Genomic DNA, 13,027 nt, shown 5'->3' on the forward strand with positions numbered 1-13,027 from the left:
GCCCTTCACGATTCCCGTCGCAACGCCAGCACGCTGCCCTCGGCGTCTGCGGAGACGTACAGGGTGCCGTCCGGCCCGGCGGTAATCCCCGCGAATGGCCCCTGCGGGCCGGAGAACGGCGGCATGCTGAGCAGCGGCTTGGGCACGACGCCGGGCGGGGCGCCCACCGGTAGCGCCGATGCGATGGTGCGCCGGGTCCGGGTGCCCAGGTCGAATGCGATGAGCTCTTTGGCGCCGGCATCGACGACAAACACCTGATTCTCGAGCACGACAATGCCTTGGGGACACTGTAATCCGTCCAAAATCGGACCGGTGCCGTCTAACTTGGCCACCCGGCCGGCACCCGCTTCAGAGACCAGGCAAGCCCCGTCGGGGGCGATCGCCACGCCCTTAGGCTCGCTGAGGCCGGATGCCAGTACCTCGACGCCGCCGGGCTGGATGGACAGCACGCGTCCCGCGCCGAGTTCGGCTGCCAGCACCGTCCCGCCTGAATCGACCGCCACTCCGTAGAGTTGATCGAAACCGTCTGCCAGCACCTCGCTTTCGTTGCTATCCGGCCGATAGCGTGCCACCTGTCCGTTGGAGGTGGTGACCACGAACTCGCCGGCGCCCGTGCTGGCGACCCCACGCAGGAATCCCGGATACCCTGGGCTGAACAGCATTCCGACGGTCCGCAATGTGGAGGGTCCGGTGGGTGACGACGCGTAGAAGTAGGTTCCGTCGGCGATATAGAGGTTCCCGTCGACGCCGACCGTCAGGTCCAGCGGCCAGTTCAGACCGCCCGGCAGCACCGTCCGGGTTTCGCCGCCGCCGAGGATTTCGGTGATTTCGCCGGTGAAATTGGAGACGAACAGCCGATCACCCACGAAAGTCAGGTTGTCCAGGCCGGGATTCAGGTTCGCCAGGACGCTGCGTTCGCCGCTGCGCGGATCGATGCGCAGCACCTGACCGCTGTGCACCTGGGTGGAAACGATGCATCCGCTGGAATCGAACTTCACCGCGTCCGGCACACCGAGGTCGCCGGCAACACGCTGTGGCGCACCACCTTCGGGGTCGATGCGCCAGATCTCGTTAGCCCCCATCAGCGGGAAGTACAACAAGCCGTCCGGTCCGACCTCCATGGCGTTGGGGGAAGGCGCGCTCTCCAGCAACACCCGCGGCTCGCCGCCGTCCAGGTCCAGCTCGAGCAGGCGGCCCCCCTCCCGGCACTCCCCGATGAACAACCGGCCTCGGTGCACGGTGATGCCGTTGGCGGCCGGTACGTCGTCGCGCAGTACTCGGGTGCGGCCCGCAGCATCCCGCACACTCACCCGGCCGTCCATGACCTCGGTGGCGTAGAGGTTGCCGGTCGGATCGAAGGCCACGTCGTCGGGTGCGACGATGTCGCCGCCCTTGGCGCTGATGGTCTCGAGCCGGCCGGTCGCGACATCGAGCGCGCTGATCTGACTGCCGGTCACCTGCGCGATGTAAACCCGCCCGTCCGGACCCGTGCGCAGGCCGTTGGCGCCGAAGAGCCGGCTGGGCGCCGTGAGGCGTTGCAGGCTCCAGCCGTCCGCGACGCCGGGCGGGCGGGCGGTCTGGTAGCGGGCTGGAGAGCCGACACTGTGCAGGGAGGATCCGGCTGTCACCGGTCGCACGATAGCAATCAACCAATAGTCCAGACAATAGTTGGCGCGGAGTTTGAGGTTAGGCCTTGACGTGCGCGCTGCCCAGAGAGAATCATGCTCTCTAATGACTGCATGCCGTTATCTTGTCCGGACAATTAGCTGAATGAGTCCAGAACCGCTGAGCCACCGCCTGAGTCTCCAAGGCCGCACTGTCGTGGTCGCCGGTGCCGCGGGCGGTGGCATCGGTACCACTGTCACACGCGTGGTTGCCCAGGCCGGAGCGACCGTGGTCGCGGTGAGCCGCAATCAGGACAACCTCGACCAGCATCTCGGCCCCCTGCTCAACGATGGCCTCACGGTCGTGCCAGTCATGGCCGACGTTTCCACCGACGTCGGCGTCAGCGCCGCCCTGGCCGCAGCGCGGAGCGCCGACGGCGACCTGTACGGCTTGGTCAACGTCGCGGGCGGCGCGGACCCGTCGACCTGGATGCCGTCGACCCGGGTGACGCGCAGCGATTGGCGCGAGCTGTTTACCCGGAATCTGGAGACGATGTTCTTCATGAGCCAGGCCATGGCCGCCGAGCTGAAGAGTCGCAATAAGCCGGGTTCAATCGTTTCGATCTCGTCGATCAGTGGGATGAACACCGCGCCATTCCACATCGCCTACGGCACAGCGAAGGCCGCGATCGCGGCGGCGACCCGGACCATGGCGCTCGAACTGGCCGCCGGCGACGACGGTGGCGCGATACGGGTCAACGCAGTGGCACCCGGGGTTACCGAGACCCCGGCGTCGCGCACGTACGTGGACGACGACCTGGAACGTGACCGCCGTGCCATCGCAATGGGACGACGCGGCCGCCCCGACGAAATCGCGGGCACCATACTGTTTTTGCTCTCCGACCTGTCGAGCTACATCACCGGGCAGACCCTGCTGGTGGACGGTGGCGTGAACCTGCGATGGACACACCTGGGCGGCGACAACACCTCGCTGTTCCTCAAAGACGAGTCTTTCCGAGCGGCGATAAAGAGTTGGGAAAAGGCCTGAGCGGCGCGAGACGAGAAAGGAGATGCAATGGACTTGCCGGAAAACGACACTGACGAACTGACCGCACCGGTGACGATCGGTGTCGACGCCTACATTTCGCCGGAGTACGCCCGCGCCGAGCGGGACAAGTTGTGGCGCAAGGTGTGGCAGCAGGTCGGGCGGGTCGAAGATCTGCCGAAGGCGGGTAGCTTCCTCACCTACGACATTCTCGACGACTCCGTCGTGGTGGTGCGCACCGGGCCCGACACGCTCAAGGCGTACCACAACGTCTGCATGCATCGTGGCCGTCGTCTGGTGGACATCCCTGCGGGAGCGAAAAGTGCTTGCGGACATAAGAAGTCGTTCGTCTGCGGCTTTCACGGCTGGACGTATGACCAGGACGGCAATTGCATCCACATACCCGAGGAACCGGACTGGCAGGGCGCGCTGACACCGGAGAACACCCATTTGTCGGTGGTCAACGTCGACACCTGGGGCGGCTGGATCTGGATCAACATGGATCCCGCGGCCGAGCCGTTACGCGACTACCTCGAACCCGCCGCCACCATGCTCGACCCGTTCAATCTGGCTGACATGCGCTGCAAATGGCGGAAGTGGCTGCATTTCGAGTGCAACTGGAAGGTCGCAATGGAGGCCTTCAACGAGACATACCACGTCGCCACCACGCATCCGCAGTTCAACAAATTCGGCAACTTTCGCGGCTGGGCGGCCGCGCGCGGCAAGCACAGCAACATCGGCTACGACGCGCCCAAAGATCTGGAGGAAACCAAATCGAAGATCCGGCTCGGCACCGGCGAGGACCCGCGGGTCTCGACCGCCGAGATGCAGCTCTACACGTTGGAGGAAACGAACGCCACCACTACCAAGACGCTGGTGGACGCGGCGCTGCGCCTTGTCGAGGAGCTGCCCGAGGGTGCCCCCTCCGATCAGGTGCTCAATCACTGGCTGTCGGCGGCGCGGCGCGATGACGCTGCGCGGGGCGTGATCTGGCCGACGATCGATCCCGAACACTTGGCGGAGAGCGGGACCGCGTGGCAGATCTTCCCGAATTTCCAGATCGGGCAAGGCCTGACCACCGCCCTGTGCTACAGCGCCCGGCCCTACGGCTACGACCCGGACAAGTGCGTCTTCGAAGCGTCGTGCTACGAACTGTATCCGAAAGGCGAAGAGCCGCAGACCGAATGGGTATACGCTCCGCCCGACGACCCGAACTGGCGCAGCGTGCTGCCGCAGGACTTCTCCAACATGGCCGCCGTCCAGCAGGGCATGAAATCGCTGGGCTTCCGCGGCCCGAAGCCCAACCCGTACATGGAGCGCGCCACCGCCAACCTGCACCGCAACCTCGCCCGATACATGGACACCGGTACACCTAGAGAGCTAAGCACTGAAATAGGAAGAGTGATGGATCGATGAAAGTCAATCTTGGGTTCGGATCGCACAATTCGCACGACTGGGAACGCGTGCTGGCGGGGGATTTCAGCCACCCACCCGCGACGGCGGACTGGGAATGCGTCCAGGCCACGCTCGCGATTGCCGATCTGGCCGAACCGCTCGGTTTCGACGGCATCTGGATGCCGGAGCACTGCGGCACCCCATATGGCATGACGCCCAACCCGATTCAGGCGTTGAGCTATTTTGCCGGACGTACCGAGCGTGTGGGCCTTGGCACCTTCGTCGTCGTCGCGCCATGGTGGCATCCGGTCCGGCTGGCACACCAGATTGCCTATCTCGACATCCTCTCCAACGGCCGATACACGACAATCGGAATCGGCCGCGGAGTCTCCAAGGGAGAATTCGACGCCGTCGGCGTACCCCGCGAGGAAAGCAGGCAACGGTTCAACGAAACCCTCGACATCCTGCAGCTGGCGCTGTCCGGAGAACGGTTCTCCTACGAAGGAGAGATATTCACCGTTCCCGAAATGTCGCTTCGTCCCGAGCCTTTGAGCAGCGACCTCTTTTCACGCATCTACAGCTCGTCGTCGACCGCCGAGTCGCTGGAGATTCTGGCGCGGCGCGGGATGGTTCCGCTCTTCGTGGGGAACAAGCCGATCGAGGATGCCGGGCGAGAAGTGCACAAGGTGAACATCTTCCGAAAGGAAGAAGGCCTGCCGCCCTGCCAGCCGAAGAACGTGATGTTCATGTACTGCACCACCGATGACCCTGCCAAATCCGAGGAATGGATCTGGACCGCTAACCGCGACGTCACCGTGCACTACGGCTTCGCCGATGCCTCGAACTTCAAGGGCGTCAAAGGATATGAAGCCTATGCGGCGCGCGAAGCCAGCGCGACCGCGGTCCTGGCCTCGTCGGTAACCGGCGACGCTAAAGGCGGACCGCCCAAGACGCCCGGCTACCACGCGTCGAATCTGCTGATCGGCACACCAGAAGAGATCTTCAACCGGATCGCCGCGGCCCAGCAGGCCTGTTCGTTCTGCGAGCTGACGATCGTCCCGCAGTTCGGCACCATGCCGTATTCGGAGGCGATGGCCAGTACCGAGTTGTTCGCGAAAGAGGTGCTGCCCGCCGTGCACAAGATGGAGGCGCCGCTGCACCCTGCGGCGCTTCCGGAAAACGCGCTGGCATGACCAATATTTCTGAGTGCCCGCCGACCCATACGCCGGACGACATCGATCTGGACGGGCTGCGCGAAAAGTACCGTCGGGAGCGCGAAAAGCGGCTGCGCCCAGAGGGGTCCAAGCAGTACATCGAGCTCACCGACGACTTCGCGGGATACTACGAAACCGACCCGCATACACCACCACTGGTCCGCGACCCGATATCGGCGGACATCGACGTCGCGGTCCTCGGCGGTGGTTTCGGGGGTCTGCTGTGCGGCGCGTACCTGAAGAAGGCCGGTGTCGACGATGTCCGCATCATCGAGCTGGGCGGCGATTTCGGCGGCGTCTGGTACTGGAACCGGTACCCGGGCCTGCAGTGCGACAACGAATCCTACTGCTACATACCGCTACTCGAAGAGCTGAACTACATCCCGAGCAAGAAGTTCGCCGACGGCACCGAGATCTACGAGCATTGCCGGCGCATCGGAAAGCATTTCGGCCTCTACGATTCCGCCATCTTCTCCACCCAGGTGCGCGCGCTGCAGTGGGACGAGTCGATCAAGCGCTGGCGAGTCAGCACCAACCGCGACGACGACATCCGGGCCCGCTTCGTGGTCATGGCGTCGGGCCCGTTCCACCGGCCGAAGCTGCCCGGCATTCCCGGGATCAAGGACTTCAAAGGACACAGCTTCCACTCGTCACGCTGGGACTATGAATACACCGGTGGGAACAGCAACGGCGGCCTGGACGGGCTGGCCGACAAGCGGGTCGCGGTGGTGGGAACCGGCGCGACCGCGGTCCAGATCGTTCCGTTCCTCGGGCGGCATGCCAAGCACCTCTACGTTTTTCAGCGCACACCTTCGTCGGTGGGCCCGCGCAACAACACGCCGACCGACCCGGAGTGGGCGAACTCGTTGAAACCGGGCTGGCAGAAGGAGCGGCAGCGCAACTTCCACGCCTGGACTTTCGAAGGGATGGCGCTCGGCCAGCCCGACTACGTCTGCGACTTCTGGACGGAACTGGGACGCAACACCGCCGCGCGGGTTCTTGCGCTTCCGGATCCGGCCGCGATGAGCCCAGAGCAATTCATGGCCATCCGTGAGGAGGAAGACTACCGGGTCATGGAGCGCCTCCGGCGCCGCGTCGAGGCCATCGTCGATGACCCGAGCACCGCCGAAGCGCTCAAGCCCTACTACCGCTTCCTCTGCAAGAGACCCTGTACCAACGACGACTATCTGCAGACGTTCAACCGTCCCAACGTGACGCTGGTCGACGTGTCTTCAGCGAAAGGCGTTGAGCGAGCTACCGAAAAGGGGTTGGTCGCCAATGGCGTCGAGTACGAACTCGACTGCATCATCTACGCCAGCGGATTCGAAATCACGACGGAAATCAGCCGCCGCTATTCCATCGACGCTGTCGAAGGGCGCGACGGGCTGTCGCTCTTCGACTATTGGCGCAACGGCTACCAGACATTTCACGGGTTTACCAGCCGCGGATTTCCCAACCAGTTCTTCACCGGCTTCACGCAGGTGGGTATCTCGGCGAACATCGCCGCCAACTATGAGCTACAGGGCGAGCACATCGCCTACATCATCTCCGAAGCTCTGGCACGCGGCGCGCAGACGGTGGAGCCCAGCCAAGAGGCGCAGGACGAGTGGTGCAGGACCATCCGGGAGACCGCGATCGACAACAGCCAGTTCGACTTGGAATGCACGCCAGGCTATTACAACAACGAGGGCGGCGGCACCGGAGCGACTGACGGCGAGGGCATCCGCTCACACCTCGGCGAGCCCTACGGGCCTGGGTTCTATGTCTTCGGCGACCTGCTGGCCGCATGGCGCGGCAAGGGCGACCTGGACGGTCTAGTGCTGGAATCGTGATGGCTGAGCTCAGATTCGACGATCGCGTCGCCGTGGTGACCGGCGCCGGCCGGGGACTGGGCCGCGCTTACGCGCTGCTATTGGCTTCCAGGGGAGCCAAAGTCGTGGTCAACGATACCGGTGGCACCCTGACCGGGGACGGCACCGACGGCACTCCCGCGCACGACGTGGTGGCCGAGATCCGGGCCGCCGGTGGCCAGGCGGCGGCATCTGTCGACTCGGTGGCCACGGCCGCGGGCGGACAGGCGATCATCCAGACCGCACTCGACCACTACGGGCGCATCGACATCCTCATCCACAATGCCGGCACCGTCCGTCGGGGCTCTTTGAAAGACATGAGCTACCAGGACTTCGACGCCGTCATCGATGTGCATCTGCGGGGCGCCTTCCATGTGGTGCGGCCCGCGTTCCCGCTGATGTGCGACGCGCAGTACGGCCGCATCGTCTTGACGTCGTCGATCGGCGGTCTGTACGGCAACCACGGTGTCGCCAACTATGCCGCCGCTAAGGCGGGCTTGATTGGGCTGTCCAACGTCGCCGCACTCGAGGGCGCCGGCGACAATGTGCTCTGCAACGTCATCGTTCCGTCAGCTGTCACGAGAATGGCTGATGGCCTTGATATCTCGGCATATCCGCCGATGGGCACCGAGCTGGTCGCGCCGGCGGTGGGATTGCTGGCTCACGAAACGTGCCCGGTCAACGGTGAGATGTTGGTGGCCATCGCCGGCCGGGTGGCCAGAGCCATGGTGGTCGAGACACCGGGCGTGCATCGTCCGTCGTGGTCTATCGAAGACGTGGCCGCACAGATCGACGCCATCCGTTATCTCGCTGAGCCAGTGGTCTTTCCGGTCGTGCCCGACGGTCACGCCGACCACATCCGGTACAGCTTCGAGATCGCGGCAGCGGCCGGCCGGCAAGAAGCCCATCATGGTTAGCTCAGGGCCTGTCTCAGGCCCGCTTTCGGGTGTGCGTGTCGTCGACCTCACCGCGATGGTGATGGGGCCCTACTGCACCCAGATCATGGCCGATATGGGCGCCGACGTCATCAAAGTCGAACCCCCGCAAGGCGACGACACCCGATACGTCTCGGTGGGACCGGCACGCGGCATGAGCGGAGTGTTCGTCAACGTCAACCGCGGCAAGCGCGGCATCACCGTCGACCTGCGGTCCGATTACGGCAAAACCGTGATGCGGGCGCTCATCGAGCAGGCCGACATCTTCATCCACTCGATGCGGTCCAAGGCGATCGCCCGATTGGGATTCAGCTACGACGAGGTCGCTGCCATCAATCCGGCGATCGTCTACACGAATTGCTACGGATACGGCCGACGAGGGCCCGACGGGGACCTGCCGGCGTATGACGACACGATTCAGGCCGCATGCGGGTTGCCGTTCGTCCAAGAGCAACTGACCGGCGAGCCCAATTACGTCGGAACGATATTGGCCGACAAGGTCGCCGGCCTCACCGCGCTCTACGCCACGATGATGGCGCTGTTCCATCGCGAGCGCACCGGTGAGGGCCAAGAGGTGGAAATCGGCATGTTCGAAACGATGGCGTCGTTCATGCTCGTCGAGCATGCCAATGGCGCCATGTTCGATCCACCACTGGGCCCGGCAGTCTATCCCCGCACGGTGGCACCGAACCGGCGGCCGTACCGGACCAGTGACGGCTACATCGCCGCCCTGATCTACAACGACAAGCACTGGACCGCGTTCATCGACGCGGTCCGGCCGCCGTGGGCCAGCGATCTGTACGCAACACTCGAGCGGCGGGCGCGGCAAATCGACACGGTGTACGCGTTGCTGGCCGAAACGCTGGTGCAGCGAACCACCCAGGAATGGCTCGAGCTGTTCCGCGAGTTGGAGATACCTGCCGCGTCGTTGTCCAGTCCCGCAACGTTGTTCGACGATCAGCACCTCAACGCCGTCGGCTTTTTCCAGACGGTCGACACCCCCCACGGTCCGGTGCGCTTCCCCGGCGTGCCGACCTGGTTTTCCCGAACACCGGGCCGGGTCGCCGGGCCCGCTCCGGAGCTGGGCGCCGATACCGCGGACGTGCTCGAAGAGCTCGGCCTGGCCGTCGCCGACGTAGCCGCTGAGCCGCGCTGAGCGCGTGAATCCATCGCTTTGTGTGTGAAGTCTGGGCGGAAATCCGCGCCTCGGGCTCGCCCTACACGCACACCGAACGCCCTCAGTACACACTGAACGCAGTCAGTACACACTGGACGCCCTCAACTCCACTCCGGACGCGGGTGCTCGCTCGCTTGCCTGCGCGTGTCTCCGCGGAAACCGCGTTCACCGCCCCTAGGCTGGCTGAGATCAAGAGGAGGGGCAGCGACGTATCGGCAGCAACTACGGCGCCGGACAACATAGTGGTCAGGGCGCGCTAACCGCGAGCGCTGAGCCGGGCGGGACTCAACCCGCGCCGGCGCCTTCTGCTCGGCGCCGCCGGTGGGTGGCCCCGGTCCGCCGAGTCGGTCGGCTGGCTATCTGGGATCGGGCCGAGCGTCGCGACGGCATTCCCGCACTGGATGGCCTTCGTGCGATAGCGGTTGCATTGGTGCTCGTCGGGCACGGCGGCATCCCTGGTGTCGGCGGCGGGTTCATCGGCGTCGACGTCTTCTTCGTCCTCAGCGGCTTTTTGATCACGTCGCTGCTGCTCGACGAACTCGGCCGCAGCGGCCGTATCGCGTTGACGGGGTTCTGGATTCGCCGGGCCCGACGGCTGCTGCCGGCACTGGTGCTGATGGTCCTCACCGTGGGCGCGGCCCGCGAACTTCTTCCGCAGCAGTCGCTTGCCGGACTGCGAGGCGACGCGATCGCCGCGTTCTTGTGGATGGCGAACTGGCGGTTCGTGTCCCAGAAGACGGACTACTTCACCCAAGGCGCCCCGCCCTCTCCGCTGCAGCACACGTGGTCGCTCGGGGTGGAGGAGCAGTACTACTTCGTCTGGCCCGTCCTGATCATTGGGGTGACCCTGCTGCTGGCGGCGCGGGCCAGGCGCTATTTCCAGCGGGCCACCGTGGGCGGGGTTCGGTTCGCCATCTTCCTGATTGCCACGCTGGGGGCACTGGCGTCGGCCGCGGCCGCCATCGTCCTTACCTCCGACGCCACTCGCGACCGAATCTATTTCGGAACCGATACCCGTGCGCAGGCACTGCTCACGGGTTCCGCCGCAGCGGCTCTCCTGGTACGGGACTGGCCGTCGCTGAACCGGGGGTGGTGCCTGATCCGGACCCGCTGGGGACGGCGGATCGCCCGGGTGCTGCCGGTCCTCGGCCTGGCAGGTCTGGCGGCGGCGACTCACTACGCAACGGGCAGCGCACGGGAGTTCCGTCACGGCCTGCTGATCGGGGTGGCCGTGGCGGCCGTCTTCGTGATCGCCCCGGTGGCGATGGAGCAACGCGGCATCGTTGCCCGCGCCTTGGCCTGGGGCCCGCTGGTGGGGCTGGGCAGGATTTCCTACGGCGTCTACCTGTGGCACTGGCCGATCTTCTTGGCGCTCAACGGCGAACGCACCGGATGGTCCGGATCTGCATTGTTGGCCGCTCGGTGCGTCGCGACAGTGGCGGTCGCCGCCGCGTCCTGGTGGGTGTTCGAACAGCCCATCCGGCGTTGGCGACCGACTCGGGTGCCGTTGCTGCCGCTGGCCGCGGCGACCGTGGCTTCCGCTGCCGCGGCGACCATCATGGTGGTTCCAGTCGGAACGGGCACCGGGCTACGTGAGGTCGGTCTGCCGCCGGGTGTCTCGGCCGTCGCGGCCATCTCGCCGTCTCCGCCGAAACCCGCTCAGCCCCGGCCCCGGGATCCCAAGCGTCCGTTCACCGTTTCGGTATTCGGCGATTCGATCGGGTGGACGTGGATGCACTATCTGCCGCCGACACCGGGATTCGCGTTTCTCGACCACACCGTCATCGGGTGCAGCCTGGTGCGCGGCACTCCGTATCGGTACATCGGCCAAACCCTGGAGCAGAGACCGGAATGCGACACCTGGCCGGGTAGGTGGTCGACGCAGATCAACCAGGACCAGCCCGACGTCGCGCTGCTGATTATCGGCCGCTGGGAGACCGTAGACCGGGTCAACGAAGGAAAATGGACGCACATCGGCGATCCGACCTTCGACGGCTACCTCAACGCCGAACTGGAGCGGGCACTGAACATCGCTAGCTCCACCGGTGTTCGAGTGGTGGTTGCCACGGTTCCCTACAGCCGCGGTGGCGAAAAGCCGGACGGCCGGTTGTATCCGGAAGACCAACCGGATCGCGTCAACCAGTGGAACACCATGCTGCGCAATACGGTTAGCCATCACCCGAATGTCCAGATCATCGACCTGAACAAAAAGCTATGCCCGGACGGCGTTTACACCGCCAAGGTCGACGGCATCAAGGTACGCAGCGACGGCGTCCACCTCACCCAGGAGGGCGTGAAATGGCTGACGCCGTGGCTCGAGGAGTCGCTGAGGTAGCGGCTAATCGCTTGCCCGGCAACTGACTTCCATGCTGTCGCTGTCGCGAACCAGAAAGTTGAAGCTGACGTAACCGTTGTCGGGGTTGCGCACCCGATCAAGGTAAGGCTGGGTGTCTTCGGCATTGGTGTTGTCGGCGACAATCAACGCTCCTGCGGACAGGCGCGGTTCGAGCAGCTCGAGGACCGGCAGATACAAATCCTTCCACCCGTCCAGCAGGACAAAATCAACCTGCCCATCCAGCTCGGCGAGCGTGGACAGTGCGTCTCCGTCGAGGATGGTGATCACGTCGTCCAGACCGGTCTCGGCGAATGTCTTTTTGGCCGCAGCTATCTTGGTCTCGCTGAGTTCGGTGGTCACCACCCGGCCGTTGCCGTTGTCGCGCACCGCCGCGGCCAGGTGGATGGCGGAGATGCCGAAGGACATCCCGAATTCGACCACGGTCGTCGGGCGGGTGCCGCGTACCAGCGCGTAGAGCAACCGGCCGGCTTCGGGGGTCACCGGAATGTAGAACTCGCTCAGCGCTTCGGTGCGTTCCTGGGCGGTCATCGGACGGCCCAGCTCGTCGCGCTTCTCGTGCAACAGCGACATCTGGTTCTTCGCCTCGGTATACATCCGGTCGAGTGCGGTCGCGACTTTGGGGTCCTGCAATGTAATAGCCACGATCTGACAGCGTAGGCCCTGCACTTAAGCGGGCCGGCACCGGCAAACTCCGGGTGGCGGCAAGCGACACGCCGGCCGCGACACGCCGGGCGAGCCGATTGCCTGCTGCGTTTGACGAGCAATGGGTCACGGTGCGAGCATGGAACCTGCATGCACCTCGGTAGGTGAGGCGTCTGCATGGATACAGGCCACTGACCCCGAACGTCGAGAGACGCCCCGGGTCAGGACAGCTCTTCCCGGCTTAAGGGTTGAGCCCAAGTGGCTTCTGGGCGACGGTCCAGATACGCCGTGCAGTGCCGAAGCTCCGACGAGAGGGGTGTACGGTCGGCGGGTTCGACAACGTACCTGCCGGGCGGTTGCCTCTTCCGTGCCGGTGAATGTGGTGACACCCGCGTGTGTCTTGGCCGTGAGGAGGTGAGGGCGAGATGAGTCCTAGCGATTGTCCGCATCCGAAATCCATCTTGTTCCGACCCGGTTCCGGCATTCTCGCTATTGCCTGAGCTTTCCCGAACGCCAAACTGCCCGCCTGAGACGCGCAGTGTGTGTTCTGAAATGCCATGAGCCGGTCGGCGACCAGGCAGGAGAAGATCATGGCTTTTGTTGTTGCACACCGTGTTACCGGTGTTGAGAAGGTTTCCCGGACGTCCCGGCGGCCGCTGCTGCGGGCGGGTCGGCTGCTGACGAGCAGGTTGTGCGGATGGCGCACACCGACTCCGCAGCAGCGGGCCGACCTGTACGTGTCGCGGATGCCGATCGCGGTGATCACCGCTTCGCTGGGCGGGCATCCGTCCGACGCCCCGGGCATCTAC

Annotated in this window: 10 protein-coding genes and 1 riboswitch; of the genes, 8 read left to right on the forward strand and 2 right to left on the reverse strand. The window is 64.9% G+C overall.

The features are described from left to right. Positions 1-5 precede the first annotated feature (5 nt). The gene (locus tag AC5Y21_RS19525) at positions 6-1,610 is read right to left on the reverse strand and encodes an SMP-30/gluconolactonase/LRE family protein (RefSeq protein WP_499914853.1); all 1,605 of its coding nucleotides are present in this window, start codon (positions 1,608-1,610) and stop codon (positions 6-8) included. 160 nt (positions 1,611-1,770) lie between these two features. Between AC5Y21_RS19525 and AC5Y21_RS19530 the strand changes: the two genes are divergently transcribed. The 7 genes from AC5Y21_RS19530 to AC5Y21_RS19560 all read left to right on the forward strand — a co-directional run bounded on the left by AC5Y21_RS19530 (position 1,771) and on the right by AC5Y21_RS19560 (position 11,555). After that, entirely contained in the window at positions 1,771-2,652 is an 882-nt protein-coding gene (locus AC5Y21_RS19530) for an SDR family NAD(P)-dependent oxidoreductase (RefSeq protein ID WP_499914826.1), read from the forward strand. A gap of 27 nt (positions 2,653-2,679) precedes the next feature. After that, positions 2,680-4,065 (forward strand): aromatic ring-hydroxylating oxygenase subunit alpha, encoded by a 1,386-nt coding sequence (locus AC5Y21_RS19535; RefSeq protein WP_499914827.1) that lies wholly within the window; start codon positions 2,680-2,682, stop codon positions 4,063-4,065. Then, positions 4,062-5,237, forward strand: coding sequence for an LLM class flavin-dependent oxidoreductase (locus AC5Y21_RS19540; protein WP_499914829.1), 1,176 nt, complete (start codon positions 4,062-4,064; stop codon positions 5,235-5,237). The genes AC5Y21_RS19535 and AC5Y21_RS19540 overlap by 4 nt, the downstream gene beginning before the upstream one ends. Next, positions 5,234-7,090 carry a flavin-containing monooxygenase gene (locus AC5Y21_RS19545; RefSeq protein ID WP_499914830.1) on the forward strand — a complete coding sequence of 619 codons (1,857 nt, stop codon included), beginning with the start codon at positions 5,234-5,236 and terminating at the stop codon, positions 7,088-7,090. The genes AC5Y21_RS19540 and AC5Y21_RS19545 overlap by 4 nt, the downstream gene beginning before the upstream one ends. Next, positions 7,090-8,025: an SDR family NAD(P)-dependent oxidoreductase gene (locus AC5Y21_RS19550; RefSeq protein ID WP_499914831.1), complete on the forward strand. Its 936-nt coding sequence runs from the start codon at positions 7,090-7,092 to the stop codon at positions 8,023-8,025. Before AC5Y21_RS19545 ends, AC5Y21_RS19550 begins: the two co-directional genes overlap by 1 nt. Continuing rightward, positions 8,018-9,199 (forward strand): CaiB/BaiF CoA transferase family protein, encoded by a 1,182-nt coding sequence (locus AC5Y21_RS19555; protein WP_499914833.1) that lies wholly within the window; start codon positions 8,018-8,020, stop codon positions 9,197-9,199. Before AC5Y21_RS19550 ends, AC5Y21_RS19555 begins: the two co-directional genes overlap by 8 nt. 346 nt (positions 9,200-9,545) lie before the next feature. After that, entirely contained in the window at positions 9,546-11,555 is a 2,010-nt protein-coding gene (locus tag AC5Y21_RS19560) for an acyltransferase family protein (protein WP_499914834.1), read from the forward strand. 3 nt (positions 11,556-11,558) lie between these two features. On the opposite strand, the gene AC5Y21_RS19565 is transcribed toward AC5Y21_RS19560, so the two are convergent. Then, on the reverse strand, positions 11,559-12,218 hold the full coding sequence (locus tag AC5Y21_RS19565) for an O-methyltransferase (RefSeq protein WP_499914835.1): 660 nt from the start codon (positions 12,216-12,218) through the stop codon (positions 11,559-11,561). Between the two features lie 149 nt (positions 12,219-12,367). Next, positions 12,368-12,541, forward strand: a riboswitch (M-box (ykoK) riboswitch). 267 nt (positions 12,542-12,808) lie between these two features. Between AC5Y21_RS19565 and AC5Y21_RS19570 the strand changes: the two genes are divergently transcribed. Further along, positions 12,809-13,027, forward strand: a 219-nt coding sequence (locus AC5Y21_RS19570) for a hypothetical protein (RefSeq protein WP_499914837.1), incomplete at its 3' end; no start/stop codon positions are given.

This window comes from Mycobacterium sp. NGS41 (assembly GCF_059812725.1).